Genomic DNA, 22,608 nt, shown 5'->3' with positions numbered 1-22,608 from the left:
GCCAAGGGCTCAGGCGACAGCGGCGCCGTCGCCTGACATGCGGGCCGCAGGCCCGCGCTCGCAAGGTCAGTTCAGCGTGAAGGTCACGCCCATGCCGATGCCCCAGTTGCCGCCGCTGGTCGTGGCCGACAGGTTGCCGCGCATCCAGCCGTTGTGCGCGGTGAAGCCCAGGCCCATCGAGTACGCGCCCTCGCCGCGCCACATGCCGCCGCCGATCGACGCGCTGATCTTGCCGGGCCGCTCGTCGTAGCGCAGCGAGGCCGCCGCCAAGCCGATCGCCGCCGCCCGCCAGGCCTCGCGCCGGGCCTTGCGGATGTCGCCGTTGAGCGAGCCGACGGCGCTGTTGAGCTGATCGAGGTTCACCGCGTCGGTGCCACGGACCGCCGGCGCGACGTTGCCGATGTTCACCGGCGCACCGGTGTTGCCACCCGTCAAGGTCACGCGGTTGGTGGTGTTGCCCGAACCGTCGACGTCGTACCGCACGGAGCCCGCCGCCGAACTGGACACCACGGCCTGCAGCTGGCTCACGTTCACCGCATCCGTCGGTGCCGCACCGGCGGCGACGTTCGTCACACGCCGTTCGGCACCTTGTGCGCCGACCGACACCTCGCCGGTCGCCACGCCGGCCACCGACTTGCCCACGACAGGCGTGTAAGCCGCGTCGCTCAGATTGGCCGTCGTGGTCGAGCCTGCGCCCAGCGCCAGCGAGTTCGCCGCAGTGGCCTTGGCGCCGGCGCCGATGGCGATGGCGTTGTTGGCCGACGCCGCGGCGCCATTGCCCATCGCCACCGCGTTGGCGGCGCTGGCCGTCGATTGCGGGCCGATCGACACGCTGTCGGCGCCGCTCGCCACCGAGTCGGCGGCCGTCGAGTTGGCGTGGAAGTACTTGATGCCGCCGCCGTTGTTGATGTTGTTGATGCTCGAGGCGATGCTGTCGACCGCCTGGTTGGTGGCCCACAGCTGCGAGCCGTTGACGGCATCGGTGCTGGTCTGGCTGATGCGACCCGCCGCCAGGTTGGTCAGCGTGCGTTCGTTGCCGACGTCGCCGATGCTCACCGTCGAGCCCGGCGTGGTGCCGGCGAAGGTATAGTTCTTGCCGGCGATGGTGGTGCCGGTGGTGGCGACCACGGCCTGCGTCTTGGAGCCGGCACCCAGCGCCACGCTGCCGGCATGGTCGACCGTGGCGCCGGCGCCCAGCGCCACGCCCTGTATGCCGCTGTTCTTGGCGTTGGTGCCCATGGCGATGCCGTCGGCGAAGTTCACCGTCGAATTCTGGCCGATGGCGATGCCGCCGGGCGCCGTCTGCATGACCAGCGCGCCGTTGCCCATGCCGATGCCGTTGTCGCCGTTGACCACGGTGCGCGGACCGATCGCCACCGATTCGGTGCCCACCGCCAGCGAGTCGGGCGCCGTCGAATTGGCATGGAAGTACTTGGTGCCGGTGGCCGTGACCGAGCCGATGGCGCCCTGCAGCTGCCGAATGGTGACCGCGTCCTGCGGGTTGGTGCCGTCGGCCACGTTGGTGATCTGGCGGTAGCCGGTGCTGTTGCCCACGGACACCGCGCCCAGCAGGGTGAGATCGGTGGTGTTGAACGGCACCAGGCCGGTGCCGGCGATGATGTTGCCTGATGCCGGTGCGATTGCCCGATCCGAGAGCGAGCCGGAACCGATCGCCACGCCGCCCGCCACCGAGACCGAGGCGCCGTGACCCGCCGCCAGGCTGTCGACGGCACTCGCCGAAGCCGTCGGACCGATCGCGACGGAGTCGGTGCCGCCGGCGGCGGAGTCCGCCAGCGTCGAGTTGGCATGGAAGTACTTGATGCCGGCGCCGGTGTTGATGTTGTTCACGGTGGTGTTGAGAACATCCACCGCCGTGTTGGTGGCGAACAGCTGCGAGCCGTTGATGGCGTCCGTGCTGCTGCCGCTGATGCGTCCTGCCGCCACGTTGGTGATCTGCCGTTCGGCACCTGGCGCGCCGACGCTCACCACGCTGGTGGGGGCACCACCGGCGAAGGTGTAGGCCGTGCCGGCGATCGTCGCGCCCGGGGTCGGGTTGGCCGCCGCCGTCACGCTGCCGGCGCCCAGCGCCACGTCGCCGGCGTTGGCCGCGATCGCGCCGCTGCCGACGGCCACCGCGTTGCTGGCGCTCAGCTTGCCGCCGGTGCCGATCAGCACGCCGTTCTGCACTCCGGCCGCGACCGTGCCGCCGTTGGCAAGAATCTGGTTGCTGGCGATCCCGGCGCCCAGGGTGTTGCCATAGCCGGCAACGACGTTGTTCGTCGCGCCGTCCAGCGTGTTGCCGCTGCCGATCACAGTGTTCGTGTCCGATTTGCCGGTGACGGTGTTATTCAGGCCCAGCACGGTGGTGCCGGTAGAATTGTCGATCGTGTTCGACAGGCCGATGACGAGCGCACCCGTGGCGCCGGTCAGCGTATTGTTCGAGCCCTGCACGATCGCGCCGGCGCTTGTCGTGACGGTGTTGAAACCACCCAGGACACCGACCTGCGTGGAATTGGTGGTCTTGTTCGACTGACCCAGCGTCCAGGAATTGAAGCTGTTGCTGATCACGCTGGAATCGCCGATGGCGATGGAGTGGTCGCTGGCACCGGCAACGGTGGCAAGCACCTGGGCGTTGTGGCCCAGCGCAATGCTCTGCAGGCCCTGCGCCGTAGCCAAGGTGCCGACTGCCGTTGCCTGCTGGCCCGACGCCGAGGTGCCGACGCCGGCGGCGAGCGCACTCACGCCCGTCGCGCCGTTGTTGTTGAAATTACCCTGCGGCGTGCCGCCGTCGTTGTTGCTGTAGTAATGCGTCGCGGTGGCGGTCACGCTGCCGGCCAGCGCCTCGACCGCCTGATTGGTGGCGAAGAGCTGCGAGCCGTTGATCGCGTCCGTCGAGGCCGCATCGATGCGGCCCGCCGCCACGTTGGTGATCTGCCGCTCGGCACCGGGCGCGCCGACGCTCACCACGCTGGTAGGTGCGCCGCCCGCAAAAGTGTAGGCCTTACCGACGAGCGTGACGCCTGTCGTGGGGTTGGCCGCCGCCGTCACGCTGCCGGCGCCCAGCGCGATGTCACCGGCGTTGCTGGCCTTGGCGCCGTTGCCGATCGACACCGCGTCGGCGCCGATCGCCGTCGACACCGGGCCGATCGCGACCGAGTTGGTGCCGGTCGCCGTCGAGTCGGCCAGCGTCGAGTTGGCGTGGAAATACTTGATACCGGCGCCGGTGTTGATGTTGTTCACGGTGGTGTTGAGGACATCGACCGCCGTGTTGGTGGCGAACAGCTGCGAGCCGTTGATGGCATCCGTCGAGGTGTCCGATATCCGGCCGGCCGCCACGTTGGTGATGGTGCGCTCGGCGCCCACAGCACCCACGCTCACCGTCGAACCCGGCGTCGTGCCGGCGAAGGTGTAGGCCTTGCCGGCGATGGTGACACCGCCGGTGCCGACGGCCGCGGCCGTCACCGCGCCCGAGCCCAGCGCCACGTCGCCGGCGTTGTTGGCCGCGGCCTTGTCGCCGAAGGCGACGGCGCCGGCCGCCAGCGCGCTGCTGGTGTTGCCGATGGCGACCGAGCCCTGGCCGACCGCCTTGTTGGCATTGCCGATGGCGACCACGCCGTTGGCGGCATTGGCCGGCGTCGCGCTGGCGGTGCCGTCCGCATTGGCAATGTTGTTGGAGCCGGCCGCGAAGGCGCCGGTGCCGCTGGCGTAGTTCGGATCGCCGATCGCGACCGCGCCGTTGCCCGAGGCGACGTTGCCCGAGCCGATGGATACCGATTTGCCGCCGGTGGCCGTCGCGTTGGTGCCGATGGCGACCGCTTCGGCGGAATCGGCTTTGGCCGCGTTGCCCACCGCGATCGCGTTATCCGCTGCGGCATTGGCGTGGAAGCCGATCGCCGTGGCGGCAACCCCCGTTGCCGAAGCCTGGAAACCGGTCGCCGTGGCAAAAGTCTTGGTGGCGACACTGCCGGCGCCGAGCGCGGTGGCCTGTTGGGCCGCCGCATCGGCGTTCTGGCCGTAGGCCGTGGCCCAATCGCCGTTGGCCTTCGCGTCCTTGCCGATCGCGGTCGTGAAGGATCCGTTCGCGTTGGCATTGGCGCCAACCGCGATCGAACCACCCAGCGGCCCTGTCGACACGGCGCTCGCCCCGATGGCAATGCTGTCGGCTGCCGACGCGTTGGCCGCGTTGCCCATCGCGACCGTGTTGTCCGCCGACGCCTTAGCGAGCACGCCGACCGCCGTGGAATTCGCTCCCGACGCCGTGGCCGCTGAACCCAGGGCCGTGGACCAGGTCCCGGTGGCAGCGCTCCTGAGGCCAAAGGCCGCGCTGGCCTGGCCCGAGGCGGTCGCACTATTGCCCAGCGCGATCGCTTCGAACGACACGCCGCCGCCGGGAAGCGCCGTGCCCGAGGCGCCGCTCGCATTGGCCGCGATGCCGATGGCGATCGGGGAACCGCCGGCAGCACCCGTGACGATCGCCTTGGCGTTAGGTCCCAGGGCCATGGCCCCGCCGCCGGCGGCGTTGGAGTCAGCGGCGGCGTTGCTGCCGATGGCGATCGCGGGTCCGGTCGCCGCGCTGGCATTAGGCCCGATCGCTATGGCGTTGGGGCCGGTTGCGCCGTTATTCGTGTAGTTGCCTTGCTGCGTGCCGCCGTCGTTCACGCTGTAGTAGTGGGTCGCCGTGCTGGCCGCGATGCTCTGCAGCGCCTTGTTGGTGGCGAAGAGCTGGCTGCCGTTGATGGCGTCCGTGCTCGTGGCGTCGATGCGGCCGGCGGCCACATTGGTGATCGTGCGCTCGGCGCCCACGGCACCCACGCTCACCGTCGAGGCCGGCGTCCCGCCAGCGAAGGTGTAAGTCGTGCCGCCGATCACACCGGTCTTCGTGCCCACGGCGGCGGCCGTCACGCTGCCCGCGCCCAGCGCCACAGCGCCAGCATTGGCGGCCGTGGCCGAAGCGCCCAGGGCGAGCGCGTCTGCAGCGGCGGCGTTGGCGAGCACGCCGACGGCCACGGCATTCGCCGCCGAAGCCTTGGCGGCCAAGCCGATGGCGGTGGACCAGGTTCCGGTCGCGATGCTGTTAACGCCGAGAGCGCTGCTGCCCTGCCCGGTGGCAAAGGAACTGTTGCCGAGTGCCGTCGCCTCGAAAGACGTGAAGCCGCCCGGAAGCGCTGTTCCAGCAGCCCCGCTCGCATTCGCATTGGCCCCGATGGCGATCGGGGAGCCGGTCCCCGACGTCACGACGGCCTTGGCGCCGGATCCCAGAGCCACGGCAAAGCCACCACCACCCGCCGCGGTCGTTCCACTGCCGATGGCGACCGAGGGGCCCGACGCACTGGCCTGGTAGCCGACCGCTGTCGCCTTCGCGCCCGTCGCCGACGCCGCAACGCCGGCCGCCAGGGAATTGGCGCCCGTCGCGCCGTCGTTGAGATAGTTCCCCTGCTGCGTTCCGCCGTCGTTGACGCCGAAGTAGTGGGTGGGTGTGCTGGCGGCGATGGCCGAGATTGCCTTGTTGGTGGCGAAGAGCTGGCTGCCGTTGATGGCGTCCGTGCTCGTGGCGTCGATGCGGCCAGCGGCCACGTTGGTGATCGTGCGCTCGGCACCCACGGCACCGACGCTCACCGTCGAGGCCGGCGTCCCGCCGGCAAACGTGTAGGTCGTGCCGCTGATCACAGTGGTCTTCGTGCCCACGGCGGCTGCCGTCACGCTGCCCGCGCCCAACGCCACGGCGCCGGCATTGCCGGCCGTCGCACCGGCGCCCAGCGCCAGCGCATTGGCCGCCGACGCGCTGCTGGACCGCCCGAGCGCCACGGCCGCAGCCTGGGTCGCAGACGATGCCCCGCCCACGGCGATGGCATCATCCGCCGCCGCAATGGATTGCCCGGTCGAGTTGCCGCCGATGGCGATCGAGCCGTCGCCGGTGGACTGGGCGGTGTCGCCGACGGCGATCGCGCGCAGACCGGACGCCTTCGTGCCGGTTCCGATGGCGATGGATGCGTGGTCACCGGCATTGGCATTCACGCCGAGCGCCACCGAAAACTCGCCGCCGGCGTTGGCCCCGAAGCCAACCGCGGTCGCGCCGCCATTGGCTCCCGCGGCGACGGCACCGCTGCCGACCGCCGTGCCGTTCACCGCCGAAACCGTGGCGTTGGCGCCGACGGCCGTGGCGTCCGTTACAGAGGCGTTGGCCTTGGTGCCGAGCGCTGTCGAGCGGAGCCCCGACGCAACGGATGCCCAGCCGCCCGCCAGCGACTCGGCCCCCGACGCGAGGACACTGACACCCAGCGCGGTGGAGTTCCCTCCCGAGGCAACGGCGAAGGTGCCCAAGGCGCTGGCACCGCCTGCCGTGGCCTGGGCATCAACACCGAGCGCCACTGTGTTGACGCCGCTTGAGACCGTGCCGGCACCGATCGCGACCGCGCCGCCGCCGCCCGACGCCTTCGCATCCCGGCCAAGAGCGATCGCATATTGAGCCGATGCATTGGCTTGCAGGCCAATCGCCGTCGCCTGGAAGTTCGATGCTGCGGCACCGACGCCGACGGCCAACGAATTGACACCGGTCGCGCCATCGTTGTTGAAGTTCGGCTGCTGCGTGCCGCCGTCGTTCACGCCGAAGTAGTGCAGCGTCCCGCCGGTCGCGATGGCCTGCAGCGCCTTGTTGGTGGCGAAGAGCTGGCTGCCGTTGATCGCGTCCGTGCTCGTGGCGTCGATCCGGCCAGCGGCCACGTTGGTGATGGTGCGCTCGGCGCCCACGGCGCCCACACTCACCGTCGAGGCCGGCGTTCCGCCGGCAAAAGTGTAGGTCGTGCCGCTGATCACGACGTTCTTCGTGCCCACGGCGGCGGCTGTCACGCTGCCCGCGCCCAGCGCCACGGCGCCGGCGTTGGCGACTGTCGCACCCGTACCCAGCGCCAGCGCGTTGGCCGCCGATGCGTTGGCCGTGTCACCCATCGCAATGGCGCCGGCGCCATTGGCAACGTTCTTATTGCCGATCGCCACCGCGCCCTGGCCAACCACCGTGTTCTGGAAGCCGATGCCGACAGCGCCCTGCGCCGCCGTGCCGGGCGTGCCGACGCCCTGCCCGCCACCACCCACCAGGTTGGTGTTGCCCAGCGCCACCGAGCCGTTGCCGGTCGCGGTGTTGTCCATGCCCTGGGCGATGGCACCGTCACCGGTGGCGGTGTTGGGATCGCCGATAGCGACCGCCCCGTTGCCGTTGGCGACATTGCCGGCGCCCAGCGCCACCGCTCCGGTGCCGCCCAGTACCTGGGAGTTGAAGCCGCCCGCGATCGCGCCCTTGCCGGCCGCGGCCACCACCGTGTTGGTGTCGCCCAGCGCCACGGTCGAGGCCGCAAGAGCTTGCGAGCCGCTGCCGACCGCCGTCGCGCTCGTCGCTGTTGCAGTCGCGCCCGGGCCGACAGCCGAAGAGAGCTCTCCGGAAGCGCTGGAGAACTCGCCGAGGGCCAGGCTGTTCGTGGCGCTGGCCTTTGCGAAAGCGCCGAGCGCTGTCGAGCCGCTGACTCCCGAAGCAACGGAGTTGACGCCGATGGCGACGCCGCTGGTGGCAGAGGCGTTGCTGCTTGCGCCGAGCGCCATGGCGTCGCCACCAGTGGCCGTGGCGAGAGCGCCCGACGCGACGGCATTCTGACCGCTCGCCGTCGCACCCGCGCCGAGCGCGGTTGCACGCGAGGCGGTTGCAGTGGCGTTGTTGCCGACCGCTACGGCGGAGACATCAGTGCTCTGCGCTCCCGAACCGGCCGCGACCGCGCCAATGCCACTCGCGATGGTCCCATTGCCCAGGGCCACCGCAAAGTCGGCCGAAGCATCGGCGAGATTGCCGACCGCAGCGGCGCTCAAAGCGGCGGCCTTGGCGCTCACGCCGACCGCGATGGAAGCTTCACCGGAGGCGATGCTTTGGCGTCCAATCGCGGTTGCGTCCGTCTGAGAGGCCGTCACATCCGTGCCAATGGCGATGGCACCCTGTGCGAGGGCACCCGTTCCCGCAGCCGTGCGGGCGCCAAGATAGACGGAGTTCAGCTTGGACGCCGTTGCCTGGAAGCCGATGGCGATGGAATCCCCGCCACCCGCGACAGCGCTGGTACCCTGGGCAATGGAATCCGGTCCGGATGCCGTCGCGCTACTTCCAAGCGCGACACCGCGCGCCCCGCTTGCCGATGCGAGATAGCCCATGGCGACGGCCCCCTGGGCGGAGGCGATGGCGCCATTGCCGACCGCCGACGCCTGGTCTCCCGTCGCCTTGGCAGACGTTCCGAGAGCGGTGGCGCCCGTTCCTGTCCCCAAAGCGTCCGTGCCCACGACAGTCGACCAGGCACCCGTGGCATTTGTCCCAGTGCCGATCGCAATCGCCTCGAAGCTGAAGCCGGCGGGTGCCGTTCCGCTGGCGTTGGCGGCGCCGCCGATGGCGATCGGAGAGCCAGTCCCTGTCGCGTTGGCCTTGGCGTTGGCGCCGAGGGCAACGGCGGAGCCGGAGGAGGAGGTTGCCGATGCATTCGTGCCGACCGCCGTTGCGCCGCCACCCGACGCGACGCTGCCGGTGCCGGCGTTGTAGTTCTGAGCATTCGCGCCCGAGGTCGCGGCGATGGTGATCGCGATTGCACCGACCGTCGCGGCGGCGGCCGACACAGCCCCGCCGACACCGAGCGTGCCGAGGCCGAGCTGATCGCGCTTCATGCCCAGCACGCGATGAGCGCGGCGCAACACTGTCATCAGCCGGCGGCGCAGCGATCGGCTGCCGCGATCGGCGCCGGTCACCCAGTTGCCGGCAAAACCGCCGGCAGAGCGCCCGTTGCGTCGGAATTTCGCCGTGATGTCGGGTAACGCAGCAACGTCCACCTGCTGGACACCGACTACCTGATCATGAGCCGTTAGCTGCTCAGTGCATTCGCGATACTTGAACACGACCAGTACCCCCACCCAGCACAACACTACAATTCACAGTCGCGTCCCTGTTTACTTGACCTACATCTCATGACTTCATAAGACTGCAGGTTTCTACTTAGAAACTAGGTTAACTGCGAACGATTGGGGAGCGCCATAACAATTGGCACCGGATGCGGTCGCATTTGCATCTGCAACCAAAGCGTCATCGACTCATTGTTGCATGTGCGCCCACATGGTCGAGCGACTGTCGTGACTCGGCAATGATAGAGATGTCGACATGGCTTTGAACAAGCGGAAAGGAATCTCTTGAACAGCTGGTAAATGTAAATCGTGCGCGATGCCGTAACGCTCACGCCTGTCGGCGGCTCAAGAGTTTCTTCGAACGTCGCGTCCGCGATTCGCATGAACCGGAGAGCCGCGCCGCCCTGCCCTTTTTGCTGCGTCAGCCCGCTGCGCGCATGCGATTATCACGGTCACACCACTTTGGACCTTTCCACGGTGTGTTTGCCTGGACGCTTTTCCGATAGTCGCAGCGATCACCGAGGGATGGGTTGTGTCAGAGTTTGATTCGGTGTCTTCGCGCGTACGCGCCGGCGATTTCGCCGGCGACACATCATCGGCATTCTCCGTCCTGCTCGTCGACGACGACACCGACCTGCTGGACGAGATGGCCACCACGCTGTCGCGCGAAGGGTTCTCGATTCTGCAGGCATCGGATGGTGCGACGGCAATCGACCTGTTCGACAGCGATCCGACGATCGGCGTTCTGGTCTCGGATGTGCGCATGCCGGGGCTCGACGGACTTCAGTTGGTGGAAACGCTGCGGGCACGCCTGTCGGCCGGTCGGCCCGGCCCCCAGGTCATCTTCCTGACGGGCCACGGCACCATGGAGTATGCCGTCCATGCGCTGCGCCTGCGGGCGGACGACTTCCTGTACAAGCCGATGTCGCGCGCCGATCTGGTGGCAGCCGTTCGCCGCGCCGCGGCTGCCTGCATGCGCGTTCGTGGGTCCGCCGACGGCCTGCCGGCGATGCTGTCGCAGAGCAGCGCAACCGTAACACGCCTGTTTGCCGGCGGTGTGCGCTCGGGCATCGCCGCGCCCGAGCGCACGGCTTCGCCTTCCACGTCGCGGATAACGACGCCTCGCGACAGGTCCGACCAGATCCGAGCCATGCTCCACGAACGCAAAGTGCGTACCCGCCTCTTCGACGGCAGCGCACTTGCCGATCCGAACTGGGACATGATGCTCGACCTCATGCTGGCGCATGTCGAAGACCGCAAGACGTATCTCTTCAGCCTATGCGCGGCCTCGGGTTTGCCGGTGACGAATGCCAAACGTCGCATCGAGCAGCTGATCGCCGCCGGCCTGGTGCAACGCGAAGACGATCAGACCGACCGCCGCCGCGTGCTGTTGAGATTGACGGACACCGGCTTGGAGCGCCTGTCCGCCTACATCGATCAGATCGAGCCCGGCGGCGCGCGACTCGACCAGACCTGAGTACCGCGCGACGCACGCGCACAATCGCACAGGAAAGAAAGCAGCCGGATGCGGGTGAAATCACGCTAGCCCGCTTTCATGCAGACATAGTATTTGCACGTACCGATCATCGACGCGGCCAGGTGATCCGGGGAAACGGTCAGTACGAGTTCGATTCCGTGCCCTTGTGCGTCCACTCCAGCCCTTCCGACCACGCATGAAAGCGTCGCGCGCCATCTTGCGTGCCGACGACGAGGCCGAACCGGCTGACGCGGCGGCCGCATCACATGCCTCACCGGTCACCGCGCGTGCAGGAATGGACCGGTCCGCTCGTATCCGGGCCATGCTGCGCGAGCATACCATGCGCTCGCGCCTCTTTCGCGGCAGCGGCCTTGTCGATCCGGGCTGGAACATGCTGCTGGATCTGATGCTGGCGCACCTCGAGGGACGGCAGCTCTACCTCAGCAGCCTGTGCGTTGCCGCCGGCCAGCCCATCACCAACGGCAAGCGGCGGGTCGCGCAGCTGATCGCCGATGGCCTGGTGCAGCGCGAGACCGATCGGGCCGATCGGCGCCGTGTGCTGGTCAGCTTGACCCAGAGCGGCCTGGAACGGCTCTCGACCTATCTCGATCAGATCGACCGCGACGACACCGGCCGCCGACAGGCTTGACGGGCCGAAGCGCGGACGCTCCTTCAGCCTGCCGCCACGGACAGCGGTGCGCTCCTGGCGGCGCGATCCATCAGCGCCCGCTCAAGACGGTCGCGCGCCATCGTGGGCACCTCCATGGGCAGGAAGTGGCTGGAGCCGGAGACGGTTTCAGTCCGCAGGTCCGCCTTGAACAGTCGCAGCTGCTCTGTCTTCACACGAACTGCCGAACCGCGTGCCGCGAGCAGGATCTCGACCGGGCACGCAATCGCCTTGAGCGCCGCGGCGACGCCGCCGCGCACGCCAGCGAACGTGGCAGCCTCCCACTGCGGCGTGCAGGTCAGCCTGACGTCACCCGTCTCGGTGTCGGCGAAACCATCTTCGACATAGTCGTTCAAGAACGCCGCCTGCCATGTCGCGAAGGCACCCCGCGCACGGTAGCTATCGCGTGCCGCCGCGCGCGATGGAAAGCGGTCGCGCCGCCGCTGGGCGCCGGCAGCAATGGGCAGACGCGCGATCCGCTGCGACTGTGGCAGCCATCGCAGCAACTGCAGGCGCAGGCCGTCCGGCGGCATGACGGGATCGAACAGCACCAGGCGATCCGCCAGGCCGGGCTGCCGTGCCGCAGCCATCAAGGCGACGGCGCCGCCCATCGAGTGGCCGGCAATGACCGGCGGCGGTGCTCCGCCCCATAGCGACGACGACGCCGTCAGAAAGTCGCGCACATAGGCGGTCCAGCTGCTCAGGGCTTCGGGCCGCGCCGCGAGCGGGCACCGGCCATGGCCACGCTGGTCCAGCGCAATGATGCGAAAACGCTGCCCCAACGGCTCCAGGAGGGATCGATAGGTCAGCGCGTTGAAGCCGGTGGCGTGGAGGAACACCAGGTCGGGCGGCCCTTCGGCGCCGAAGGCAATGGCGGTGGTCTGCCCTTCCGCAAAAGCAACGGTCAATCTACGCATCCGGTCTCCGCGGGTGCCTTTCACATGACGTCAGGCCAGAACAATAGAGCGGAAAACGGAGCCGGTGTTGTGGATCATCGCGCCGGCGAACCGCGCAGCGATATGGCCTCCCCGCCGCTATGCGATCCGCAGGTTGGCGCCCATGAAGCGAAGGCCCAGACGCCGAACAACGCCCTGCGATGCGATATTCGATCGATCGGTGCTGTAGAACAGCTGGCGGGACCGAAGACCCGGCGAATGCGACCAGCCGCTGACCGCCGCGGCCGCATGTCCCTGGCCGCGAAACGCCGGGACCGTCGCCACGCCCAGTTCGGCGCCAACGCCCGACAGGCGCGCCGCAAAGGCGATGGCCGCGATTTCCCCATCCACGATGGCGGCACACCAGGGCGGCCAGAAATCCGCCACGGTCCTGAAGCCGAGCGCGACCATACCCGAAGGCATGCCATCGGCGGTCAGGCGGGCCTGCAGGTCCCGCCCGTCCGCGCTGTCGCTGCTCACCCGATTGGCGCGCCCGATCCAGGGATGACCATGGGGCAACTCATAGGTCAGCCCGACCTTCGCATCATTCGACCGCAGCAACGCGGCGTACGTGTCCAGATGCCTCGGCAAACTGTCGGCGTGCATCAACGGTGGCTCGGACGCCGCCAGCGCGGCGATCTCCGCTGCAACATCGTCCGCCACGTCGGCACGCGCGCCGACGACATTGCCTGCCGCGCAGCCAGCCAACCACAGGCGCGGCCCGGCCGACCGATCAGGATCGTTCTCCCGCTCGATGCGGCCGTTCGCCGTAAGGCGAAACAGCGTCCGGTACTGGATATCGAGCCGCTGAATGTCGGAAGTCATGGCGCATGACTATCGTCCCGATTGCCGGCTGTACAGAGCGCCTGCTTCCTCGGGTCTCTGCCTGGAAAGGTCAGTGCCCGCCATGCTATCGCGCTGTCATGCAAGAGCATGAAAAACTTTGGGATCCCTTGACCCCGCAAGAGGTCGGGCCGCTCTTCCGGTCATCCGTCTTTCCGTGGTGGATCGCAGGGGGATATGCGATCGAGCACTTCGTCGGCCGTTCACTTCGCTCGCACGACGATATCGATGTCCTGGTGCTGCGCAAGGACAGCAGCGCGCTGCGGTCCGCGCTGTCGGCATGGGATTGCTGGGCCGCCGATCCGCCGGGGCGGCTGCGGCCATGGGCACCGGGCGAGACGCTGCCGCAGCATGTCCACGATGTCTGGTGCCGGGCGGCCTCCGACGGACCGTGGCGGTTCCAGATCATGCTGGATGACGGCGATCGCGATCACTGGCGATCCCGTCGCTGTCGGTGTGTCACAAAACCAGTCTCGGAGCTCACATGGGGCCGTGCCGATGGCGTCCCCTTCCTGGTCCCCGAGGTCCAACTGTTCTACAAAGCGCAGGCGCCCCGGCCGAAAGACGTGCTGGATTTGCAGGCATCGCTGCCGTTGCTGAGCCATGCGCAGCGCACGTGGTTGAGAGAGGCCATCGCGACGGCCTACGGCCAGGACAATGCCTGGCTGCGCGTTCTTGACGCTAAGCCTGGAACAGCTCGCTGACCGACTCGCCGGCGTGAATGCGGCGCATCGCTTCGGCCAACGTGGGCGCGACGGAGAGAACCACGAGCTTGCGATGGCGTGCCGCGGCTTCGACCGGCAACGTGTTGGTGCAGACGATCTCCAGAACGTCGTCCTGGCTACCCAGCCGCTCCAGCGCGCCGCCGGAAAACAGACCATGCGTGCAGGCCACGCGGACCGAGCGTACATTGTGGCGGCGCAGATGGCCCAGCAGCTCCAGCAGCGTGCTGCCCTTGGCGATCTCGTCGTCGATGACGATGACGTCCTTGCCCTGCACGTCACCGATGATGGTGCTGATCTCGACGCGGTCGTTCTCATAGCGTTGCTTGGCGCCCATGGCGACGCCGACACCCAGCAGGCGCGCAAAGGCTGTGGCCGCTTTCGCATACCCGAGGTCAGGCGAGACGACGACGGTGTTCGAGAGATCATGGCGGCGGAAGTGGCCGGCCAGGTCACGCAGGGCGTGAAGGTGGTCGACCGGAACGCTGAAGAAGCCGTGAACCTGCGGCGAGTGCAGCGCCATGGTCAGGACCCTGCCGGCGCCTGATGTGGTCAGCAGGTCTGCCACCAGCCGGCCGCCGATGGAGATGCGCGGTGCGTCCTTCTTGTCCGACCGCGCGTAGGCGTAGTGCGGCATGACGACGGTGACACGCGCCGCCGAGGCGCCGTGAGCGGCATTGATCATCAGCAGCAACTCCACCAGGTGCTCCTGCACCGGCGGGCTGAGAGTCTGGACGAGGAAAACGTCGCGCTCGCGGCAATTCGCTTGCAACTGGACCTGCAGGCAATCGTTGGCGAAGCGCTGGACCCGGGACGGCAGCAACGCAACGCCGAGCGCGGCACAGATCTCGGCCGCCAGGATGGGATGCGAGGTTCCGGAGAAAACCGCGATCTCCGCCATACGCCCTCCGGAATAACAAAGGCAGCTGCCGGCGCGGACCATAAAGGCGACAGCACTATCGTGTCTATCCTGCCTGTGCGCATCGAAGCTGTTGAAAATGTGACCATTGCTCGCAAACGCCTGTTCCGGGAATCGACGGCGTCGGCCCCCCCCGCCACCGTAGAAGCCGGTCCCGCCCTCAGATGCGGACACCGACAGCCAGCAATGCGCTTCGCAGCTCCTCCAATGCATAGGGCTTTCCCAGCACGGCGATCAGGCGGTCGCCTGAGAACCTGACACGCAGCTGCTGACTGTCACTACCGGTGGCAATGAGAACAGGCAGCGATGGATAGAGAACACGCAGCTCCGCCACCAGCTCATCGCCCCGACGATCCGGAAGGCCGACATCGACGATCACGCCATCGAACCCGCCCTGTGTCAGGCGCAGCTTGTTGAGTGCCTCCGTCGCGCTTGCAACAGCCTCGGCACCAAGGCCGAGTTCGTCCAGGTTCTCGACCACGAGCATCTGGATCAGGGCCTCGTCCTCGACAACCAGGATCCGTCGCGACAGTGTCGGCGCATCCAGTATGTCGCGCAGCTTGGCCGCGATGGCGGCATAGCTGAACGGCTTGGTAATGAGCTGCACGCCCGGATCCAAGCGGCCATCATGAACGATGGCATTGCGGGCGTAGCCCGTGGTGAACAGGACCTTGAGGTGTGGCTTCCGCTGCCGCGCGTGGTCGGCGAGCTGGCGTCCGTTCATGCCGCCCGGCAAGCCGACATCTGTGAACAGCAGCTTGATCATCGGCTCCTGTTCGAGGCACCGCAACGCGGTCCTGCCATCGGGTGCCTCGACCACGGTGTAGCCCAACTCCCGCAGCAGCCCGGTCGTATAGCTGCGGACGTCATTGTCATCCTCGACCACGAGCACCGTTTCGTCGCCGGTAGCGCCGGGTATCGACATGGGCGCCTCCGCTTCGTCACCACTCTCGGCCGAGTGCAGGCGCGGAAGATAGATCTTGACGGTCGTGCCCTGGCCAAGCTCGCTGTAGAGCTTCACATGACCACCGGACTGTTTCACGAAGCCATAAACCTGGGACAGGCCAAGGCCGGTGCCATGACCAACCTCCTTCGTGGTAAAGAACGGCTCGAACGCCCGCGCCATGGTGTCCCGCGTCATGCCGACGCCGCTGTCCGATATGGCGATGACGACATACTGCCCCGGAACCACCTCCGCCTGCGCGGAGGCATAGGCTTCGTCCAAGAACGTGTTGGCGGTCTCGATCGTCAGCTTGCCGCCGCCGGGCATGGCATCGCGTGCATTGACGGCAAGATTGAGGATGGCGGCTTCCAACTGGTTGGGATCGGTGTGCACTGACCATAGGCCGCCAGCCAGCACCGACTCGACGGTGATTTCCTCACCGATGGTCCGACGCAACAGTTCGGACATCCCGACCACGAGCCGTCCGACATCGACGGGCTTGGGATCCAGCGGCTGCTGGCGTGAGAAGGCCAGCAGCCGCTGGGTCAAGGCCGTGGCACGCTGGGCGCCACGCATCGCCTGGTCGCTCGAACGGGCGAGCGCGACCAGGTTGGACGCCGGGCCACGTAGCTGGCGCTGCACCGTCTCGAGGTTGCCGACGATCACGGTGAGAAGATTGTTGAAATCGTGCGCCACGCCACCGGTCAGCCGCCCGATGCTTTCCATTTTCTGCGCCTGCCGCAGCGCGTCTTCCGCCCGCTCACGCTCGATCGCCTCGACCCGCAAGCGCTCGTTCGCCAGAGTCAGTTCGGCCGTCCGCTCGACCACCTTGGCTTCCAACTTCTGTTCGCTTTCGCGCAATGCCTGTTCGCTGCGCGTGCGCTGTTCGATCTCGGACTGCGCCGACCGGTACAGGCGGGCCTTCTCGATGGCGACAGCAGCCTGAGGTGCGATACTGGCCACGATGCGCTCGGCCCGCTCATCGAACACCCCGACATCGGGATGCCCGAAAAAGAGGCCGCCCAGCACCTCGCCACTGGGCGAAACGACCGGTACCGCCAGATAGCTTCGCAGCGGCAAGTGTCCCGCGGGCATGCCGGCATGGGGCGCATTGTGTCCATAGCGAGGGTCCCGCGTGATGTCGGCCGAGCGAACAATGCCCTCGCCATGGAAGGTCGGCGCGAAAACCGCCGTGTTGCGCGGCATGGGGAACCGCGAGAAGGCCTCGCGCGGTGCGCCCGACAGCGTGTAGAGCGTGTAGGCTTCACCCTTGTCGTCGATCACGTTGTAGAAGAAGGCGCCGAAGGCAGCACCCGACAACTCGGTCGCCGCGTCCGTCACCACCTGCACGGCTCGCTCCAGGTCGATTTCGGCCGCAATCGCGGTGCCGACCTTGTTGAGTTGCTCCAGCGTCTGCGCTTCGTCGCGCAACACACGCGCGGTCTCCTTGCGCGTGCGCGCCAACCGCAGGTTGACGTCGACACGGGCCAGCAGCTCGCGGGCCGAGAACGGCTTGGTCAGGTAGTCATCGGCGCCAGCACCAAGCCCTTCGACCTTCGCCTCCTCGCCGGCGCGGGCCGACAGCAGCAGAACCGGCGTATCGCGCAGCACGGGGTCGGCACGCAGAGCCGTCAGCAACCCGAATCCATCGAGCTTGGGCATCATCACGTCGGACAGGACGAGATCCGGCTGCAGGCGCTGGGCCGCCGCCAGTGCCGCCTCGCCATCGGTAACCGCTTCCACCCTGAAGCCGGCGGACCGCAGCAATCGCTGCACGTACTGCCGCATGTCGGCGTTGTCGTCAGCCAGCAACACGAGCCGGTCCCGCGCATCGGAGATTGCACCTGAGGTACTCAGATCCTCAGCGGCAGCGGTCTGCGGTGCCTCCTCGTCAATCTCGCTTTCCGTCGACAGCCAGCCCAGCGCCTCGTCGACGTAGGCTTGCGCCCGCACGCTCGTGGACCGGCCGGCACGGGCCCTGCCGATCTTGTCCGACGGCAGATGCGTTGTTCCGAAGGGGAGCGAAACGGTGAACGTACTGCCACGCCCCACCTCGCTTGCGACGCCGATCCGTCCGCCGTGCAGCTTGATCAGTTCCTGCACCAGAGCCAATCCGATGCCGCTGCCTTCGAAGGATCGACCGCGCGCGCCCTCGACGCGGCGAAACCGTTCGAAGAGGTGCGGCAGTTCCGACGCCGGTATGCCCGTACCGGTGTCGCGCACTGTCAATTCGGCATGCGAGCCGTCCGCCGACGCGTCGATCACGACGGCGATTTCACCCTCGAACGTGAATTTGAAGGCGTTGGACAGCAGGTTGAGAACAACCTTCTCCCACATGTCCCGGTCCACGTGAACCGGCGCCGGCAGCGGCGGACACACGACAACGAATGCCAGTCCGGCACGGGCCAGGACCGATTGGAAGTTGGACGCCAGGTCCACGGTGAACTGGGCCAGGTCGACCGGTTCGTAATTCGCCTCCACCCGCCCGGCCTCGAAACGGGAGAAGTCGAGCAAGGCATTCACAAGCTTGAGCAGCCGCATGGAGTTGCGGTGGGCGATCTCCAGCAGCGCCCGGACGTCGGCGGGCAGCGTCTGTTCCGACCGCGCGAGCACCTGCTCCAGCGGCGTCATCATCAGGGTCAGCGGCGTGCGAAACTCGTGACTGACGTTGGAAAAGAACGTGGTCTTGGCGCGATCGACCTCGGCCAGCGCCTCGGCCCGCTGCCGTTCCTGTTCGTACGCCAGGGCATTGGCAATGGAGGCGGCGATCTGTCCGGCCACCAATGCCAGAAAGCCGCGATATGAATCGTCAAACAGTCGGAACGGGTTGAGACCGACGATCAGAACTCCGGCCCGAGCCTTATCGCCGATGGCGGGAAGCGGCAGAATCGCAGCCTGCCGGGGCGCCTGGGGCCAGACACCGACACGAAATCCGGTTGCGAACCGGGCCGCAATATCGTCGACCAAACGAGTCTCTTGCCGTCGCAGGACCTCTGAAAAAGGCCACGGCGCATGCCCGGCCCGCATGACGGCGGGCGCCGCCGGGTGCCCCGGGTCGATGCCGCACAGGCTGGCGCACGTCACGTCGAGGCTGCCGGGTTCGGCCGTATAGATGAGGGCGAACGGCATATCGCGCGGATTGGTTTCCAGCATGCGGGCCGCCCGTTCGCACGCCTCCTGCCAAGTCCGGGAGTCTGCCGTACCAGCCGCCAGGTCGCGCAGCAATGACAGCTGGCGTTCGCTGATCACCCGTTGGGTATCATCGGAGTTGGCGCAGATAATGCCGCCAACACCGCCGTCATCGTCCGGGACCGGACTATAGGAGAAGGTGTAATAGGTCTCCTCCGGATAGCCATTGCGCTCCATGATCAGCTGTTGCTGCTCGACGTAGGTACCCTCATCGCCGCCCATGGCGGTCGCCAGCATGGGCCCGATGTCGGTCCAGATCTCACGCCAAACCATGGCTGTGGGCTGGCCCAGCGCCTGGGGATGCTTGCCACCGATGATCGACTTGTAGGCATCGTTGTAGAGGTAGGTCAGCGCCTGACCCCAGCCGATCCAGATCGGTTGACGCGACGTCAGCATGATCCGCACCGCCGTTTTGAGGCTGCGCGGCCACCGGGCCGGCGGCCCCAGGGGAGTCGCCGCCCAGTCATGGGCCCGCATGCGACGGCCCATCTCCCCGCCACCAACCAAAAACTCCTCCGTACCACCGGACTGCCCGGCGCGAAGGGTGGAGTCGATGCTCATGCTGCCTGCTCAACGATACGGCTGAAGCCCCAGTCACCCATAACGTCCGCGATCCGGAAAGGTTACGTCGCTACTGCTAATTTGTTTGTCGGTCAGTTCGACAAGGCCATGGCCGCTGCCGGGCTCCGGGTTGGCTCGTGCCCCTGCCGGGCGTGCGAAAAAATACCCGGCCGACCTGTCGGGTTACCCTCGGTCCTATCGTCCTTGAAAGGAGCGCGCAGGTCCCGGAGACCTGACAAGCGCCAGGACTCAGATCGGTACGTGACATCGAAGGAGAAGCGCCACCATGAAAGTCACCCAGCATCTCTGGTTCGAGAAGGACATGAAGGCGGCAGTCGAATTCTACACATCCCTTGTTACCGGCTCGCAGGTTCATTGGATCTCGAGCCTGGCAGGCGAAACCCCGAGCGGACCCGACGGCAGCGTCAAAATCGCCTCCTTTGCGCTCGGCGATCAGCGCTACATGGCGATCGAGGCTGGCCCTCTCGACCCGTTCAACCACAGCTTTTCCATCATCGTCGAATGCGAAACCCAGGCGGAGATCGACCGGCTCTGGGACGCGCTCAAGGAAGGCGGCTCGACCGAGCAATGTGGCTGGCTGAGAGATCGCTGGGGTCTGTCCTGGCAGATCACCCCCAAGCGGCTCGGCGAGCTCATGACCGATCCCGATCGAGCCAAGGCCAAGCGTGTCACCCAAGCGATGCTCAAGATGGTGAAATTCGATATCGCGGGCCTCGAGGCCGCCGCCCGCGGCTGAGCCTGGACGCTCGTTCTCCCACCCGCGGAAGGGGCTGCTATTCCTCGGGCTCCGTCGTGAACATCAGCGGATAGCCCTTGCGACGGCCGGCCTCGGTGGCCTCCGTCGCCTTGGTTTCCGCCACGTCGCGGGTGAACACGGCAACGACACAGGCGCCGAGCTGATGCGCCGCCATCATGATTCGATAGGCCTCTTCGTCGCCGGTACGAAAGACCGCCTTCAGGACGAACACCACGAATTCACGCGGCGTGTAGTCGTCATTGACGAGGATGACCTTGTGAAGGCGCGGCCGCTCAACCTTGACCTGCGTCTGGGTGCGCGGGTTGGTCGCGATCTCGCTCATCGGCCCCTCCTACGCTCGAACGTGTTCCAATGGTTGGGGAGATTCTAGCCAAAGGGCGGGATTTGCCAAGACGCGGCAACGAAGGCCTTGACCTCAAGTCGAGTTGAAGTTCCATAACCACGCCCTCGACGACCTGTACCGAGGCGCCTCGCGATGATCGGCTCCGCCGCCCGTTTCCCTGACGTGACCCGCCGCGACGCCGGCACCATCCTGGTCAGCCCATGGATCGTGGGCACGCCTGAACGCCAGCACGCCGCGATCGAGGCTACCTTGGCCGAATGGTCGCACCGGACGGATACCGCAGGTTTCCTGTCGCTGAGCGGCTTTGCCAGCGCCGACGGCAGCAGCGTGTTGAACTACGCGCAATGGACCAGCGATGCGGCCCACCTGGCCTTCATGCAGAGCGCCCGGCCGGCGCTGGTGCGCGAGATCGATACGGTGGTTCCCGGCATCGAGCGTCCCGGCGTCGTGCGTTATCGGCTGCACCGCAGCGTCGTGCCCGATACATGCCGACGGCGAGTGCCAGGGATCATGGTCGCCGTCACATTCGACGTCGAAGGCCCCGATGTACAGCGCGCGTTGATCGACGTGCTGGTCACGCGGGGACCCGCCCTCACCGATCCGCACCCGGGACTGATCGCGGCCCACTTTCACGTCAGCGTCGACGGAAATCGGGTGCTGAACTACAGCGAATGGACCAGCGCGGCTGCACACGCGGATTTCCTGGCCAGCAGCACGAGCGCCCGCACCCGGCCACTCATCGAGGCCATGCGCGGCGTCACATCGTTCGGTTTCGTGCGCTACCATCTCCACGGCAGCATCGCTGCGCCGGCCGCTCCGGCATGAACCGAATTCGGGCGCGGAAACCGGAGTGACGCGACCGCCTTTTCGGGCCAGAGTCACATGACGAGGCCCGCTCATGCATCTGGTGTCCCAGTCCCTGCTGGCTGCTGCGCTATTGATGGCCGTCGCCACCGCAATACCGGTGCTGGCACAGCCGCGACAGCCTGCCGCTCTGCCTCAGGCGGACCGTCCAACCTCCCCCGCACCATCGCCACCACGAACCGGCAAGGAACGGCTGGGCGGCAAGTGGACGGACGAACAGCGGCTCGACAACTGCAAGGTGCCGCCCGATAAGCGCGGCACCAAACCCCGCCCGGCGACCTGCCCGGGCGCACTGGCCATGTAGGACCTCAAGGCAGCTTCGACGCCAGGGGACCATCACGGCGGATGAGGGCACTCGAGTACTTGTACGGAAATGCCACGGTATAGGGATCCGAAGCATAGGGTCCGATCTCGTCGGCGTTGAATACGATCTCCAGGCGGTCGTCGCGCGCGATCCACCGCCCCGGCTGGCGCAGCAATTCCGCAAGCTTGTCCGACGGCATGGTCATGTCGAAGCCCTGCCGTTGGCGGAACTGCACGCGCAAATATTCGCGTACGATCGGCTGCATCGATGCCAGGGCATCCGCGGTCAGAAAATCGGCAGGTGCCAGCATGCGGCCGCTTGCCAGATCCACCATGGTCGTATCGATCCCACGGGCGGTGTGGGTGCTGTTCAGGTAGCCGGCATATGTCGCGATCACGGTCACCAGTTGCGGCGTCGCGAAGACGAGCGTGTAGTCGAAATCGAAACTCACACCCCGGCTGTCTGTGGCCTGTTCACCCAGCCGCGGCCTGTACTTGTCGATGGTATTGTTGGCAAGCTTCGACAACCGCGCATTGGCACGATTGTTGTCCACGCCGGGCCGCTCCAGCTTGGGATAGGCGGCGACGAACATGAATCGGATGCTGGATGTCGCACCGGCCTCGATGGTCACGTAGTCCGATATGAATGGATAGTCGCTGCCACGCGGCAGACCATCCAGCCGCCGCCGGCGCGCCTGCGTCCGTTCGATCAGACAGTCGCGCGCCTCGGCAATGGCTGACGGCTCCGTCCCGGCACTGGCGACGCAGAAGGTTTCCGCGATGCGTCGCCAGCGCGCCATATCGCTGATCGCGTGGTCGCGCGCCGGGCCGTTCAGCGTTTGTGTCAGGCGTTCATGCGCGGTTGCCATCGCCTGCTGAGCGTCCGCCAGCCGGGCGCAACCGGCCTTGTCAGCCGCCGTCATGGGCTTGCTGCAGTCAACCTTCAACGATCCCTGCGCGAATGCGCCGGCACCCCATGACAAGCCAATGACAAGAAGCAGCCTACTTTTCAGACACATGCACGATCGTTTCCTGCGCCCCGGGTAGCTGGGCCTAGTATCTGGAATCGTGGGTCACTGATACAGCTGTCATGTGTGGACGGCCCCCGTTTCGCAAGGGGAATCGAGCAGCGAGTATCGGCGACGAAG

Annotated in this window: 13 protein-coding genes; 6 read left to right on the top strand and 7 right to left on the bottom strand. The window is 67.1% G+C overall.

Features of this window, described 5'->3' with window-relative positions:
• Window positions 1-66: 66 nt before the first annotated feature.
• Window positions 67-8,847 (bottom strand): hypothetical protein, encoded by an 8,781-nt coding sequence (locus tag FQU96_RS41100; RefSeq protein ID WP_178131170.1) that lies wholly within the window; start codon window positions 8,845-8,847, stop codon window positions 67-69.
• Window positions 8,848-9,466: 619 nt separating this feature from the next.
• Here FQU96_RS41100 and FQU96_RS41085 point away from each other — a divergent pair.
• On the top strand, window positions 9,467-10,393 hold the full coding sequence (locus FQU96_RS41085) for a response regulator (protein WP_146547245.1): 927 nt from the start codon (window positions 9,467-9,469) through the stop codon (window positions 10,391-10,393).
• 340 nt (window positions 10,394-10,733) lie between these two features.
• Window positions 10,734-11,042: a winged helix DNA-binding protein gene (locus FQU96_RS41080; protein ID WP_178131168.1), complete on the top strand. Its 309-nt coding sequence runs from the start codon at window positions 10,734-10,736 to the stop codon at window positions 11,040-11,042.
• A 23-nt stretch (window positions 11,043-11,065) separates the two neighbouring features.
• On the opposite strand, the gene FQU96_RS41075 is transcribed toward FQU96_RS41080, so the two are convergent.
• Window positions 11,066-11,977, bottom strand: a complete 912-nt coding sequence (locus tag FQU96_RS41075; RefSeq protein ID WP_146547243.1) for an alpha/beta fold hydrolase — start codon at window positions 11,975-11,977, stop codon at window positions 11,066-11,068.
• A 117-nt stretch (window positions 11,978-12,094) separates the two neighbouring features.
• A complete protein-coding gene (locus FQU96_RS41070; protein WP_146547242.1) occupies window positions 12,095-12,820 on the bottom strand; it encodes a GNAT family N-acetyltransferase in 726 nt (241 codons plus the stop codon).
• Window positions 12,821-12,825: 5 nt separating this feature from the next.
• Between FQU96_RS41070 and FQU96_RS41065 the strand changes: the two genes are divergently transcribed.
• Entirely contained in the window at window positions 12,826-13,542 is a 717-nt protein-coding gene (locus tag FQU96_RS41065; protein ID WP_218575076.1) for a hypothetical protein, read from the top strand.
• On the opposite strand, the gene FQU96_RS41060 is transcribed toward FQU96_RS41065, so the two are convergent.
• Together FQU96_RS41060 and FQU96_RS41055 are read right to left on the bottom strand one after the other, a co-directional pair.
• Window positions 13,520-14,461 carry a ribose-phosphate pyrophosphokinase gene (locus tag FQU96_RS41060; RefSeq protein ID WP_146547241.1) on the bottom strand — a complete coding sequence of 314 codons (942 nt, stop codon included), beginning with the start codon at window positions 14,459-14,461 and terminating at the stop codon, window positions 13,520-13,522. The two genes, FQU96_RS41065 and FQU96_RS41060, sit on opposite strands and share 23 nt — an antisense overlap.
• Window positions 14,462-14,639: 178 nt before the next feature.
• Window positions 14,640-19,172: a response regulator gene (locus tag FQU96_RS41055; RefSeq protein WP_146547240.1), complete on the bottom strand. Its 4,533-nt coding sequence runs from the start codon at window positions 19,170-19,172 to the stop codon at window positions 14,640-14,642.
• A 286-nt stretch (window positions 19,173-19,458) separates the two neighbouring features.
• Here FQU96_RS41055 and FQU96_RS41050 point away from each other — a divergent pair, with 286 nt between their 5' ends.
• Entirely contained in the window at window positions 19,459-19,929 is a 471-nt protein-coding gene (locus FQU96_RS41050; protein ID WP_146547239.1) for a VOC family protein, read from the top strand.
• 37 nt (window positions 19,930-19,966) lie between these two features.
• Here the strand turns inward: FQU96_RS41050 and clpS are convergent, their stop codons facing one another.
• Complete coding sequence (gene clpS, locus FQU96_RS41045; RefSeq protein ID WP_146547238.1) at window positions 19,967-20,272, bottom strand: ATP-dependent Clp protease adapter ClpS; 306 nt, start codon at window positions 20,270-20,272, stop codon at window positions 19,967-19,969.
• Window positions 20,273-20,425: 153 nt separating this feature from the next.
• On the opposite strand from clpS, the gene FQU96_RS41040 reads away from it, so the two are divergent.
• Window positions 20,426-21,118 carry an antibiotic biosynthesis monooxygenase gene (locus FQU96_RS41040; RefSeq protein WP_146547237.1) on the top strand — a complete coding sequence of 231 codons (693 nt, stop codon included), beginning with the start codon at window positions 20,426-20,428 and terminating at the stop codon, window positions 21,116-21,118.
• Window positions 21,119-21,191: 73 nt separating this feature from the next.
• Window positions 21,192-21,461, top strand: a complete 270-nt coding sequence (locus tag FQU96_RS41035; RefSeq protein ID WP_146547236.1) for a hypothetical protein — start codon at window positions 21,192-21,194, stop codon at window positions 21,459-21,461.
• A 4-nt stretch (window positions 21,462-21,465) separates the two neighbouring features.
• Here FQU96_RS41035 and FQU96_RS41030 read toward each other — a convergent pair whose 3' ends face one another.
• Window positions 21,466-22,383 carry an RsiV family protein gene (locus FQU96_RS41030; protein WP_178131166.1) on the bottom strand — a complete coding sequence of 306 codons (918 nt, stop codon included), beginning with the start codon at window positions 22,381-22,383 and terminating at the stop codon, window positions 21,466-21,468.
• Window positions 22,384-22,608: the final 225 nt, after the last annotated feature.

The sequence above is a fragment of the Reyranella sp. CPCC 100927 genome (genome assembly GCF_007859315.1).
Taxonomy (GTDB): Bacteria; Pseudomonadota; Alphaproteobacteria; order Reyranellales; family Reyranellaceae; genus Vineibacter.
This window is presented reverse-complemented; position numbering and strand designations above follow the sequence as displayed.

Bases quoted from the DNA above. Each gene is read 5' to 3' on its own strand.
- FQU96_RS41080 (WP_178131168.1), top strand. From the start codon at position 10,734: ATGCGCTCGCGCCTCTTTCGCGGCAGCGGCCTTGTCGATCCGGGCTGG.
- FQU96_RS41075 (WP_146547243.1), bottom strand. From the start codon at position 11,977: ATGCGTAGATTGACCGTTGCTTTTGCGGAAGGGCAGACCACCGCCATT.
- FQU96_RS41070 (WP_146547242.1), bottom strand. From the start codon at position 12,820: ATGACTTCCGACATTCAGCGGCTCGATATCCAGTACCGGACGCTGTTT.
- FQU96_RS41065 (WP_218575076.1), top strand. From the start codon at position 12,826: ATGACTATCGTCCCGATTGCCGGCTGTACAGAGCGCCTGCTTCCTCGG.
- FQU96_RS41060 (WP_146547241.1), bottom strand. From the start codon at position 14,461: ATGGCGGAGATCGCGGTTTTCTCCGGAACCTCGCATCCCATCCTGGCG.
- FQU96_RS41055 (WP_146547240.1), bottom strand. From the start codon at position 19,172: ATGAGCATCGACTCCACCCTTCGCGCCGGGCAGTCCGGTGGTACGGAG.
- FQU96_RS41050 (WP_146547239.1), top strand. From the start codon at position 19,459: ATGAAAGTCACCCAGCATCTCTGGTTCGAGAAGGACATGAAGGCGGCA.
- clpS (WP_146547238.1), bottom strand. From the start codon at position 20,272: ATGAGCGAGATCGCGACCAACCCGCGCACCCAGACGCAGGTCAAGGTT.
- FQU96_RS41040 (WP_146547237.1), top strand. From the start codon at position 20,426: ATGATCGGCTCCGCCGCCCGTTTCCCTGACGTGACCCGCCGCGACGCC.
- FQU96_RS41035 (WP_146547236.1), top strand. From the start codon at position 21,192: ATGCATCTGGTGTCCCAGTCCCTGCTGGCTGCTGCGCTATTGATGGCC.
- FQU96_RS41030 (WP_178131166.1), bottom strand. From the start codon at position 22,383: ATGACGGCGGCTGACAAGGCCGGTTGCGCCCGGCTGGCGGACGCTCAG.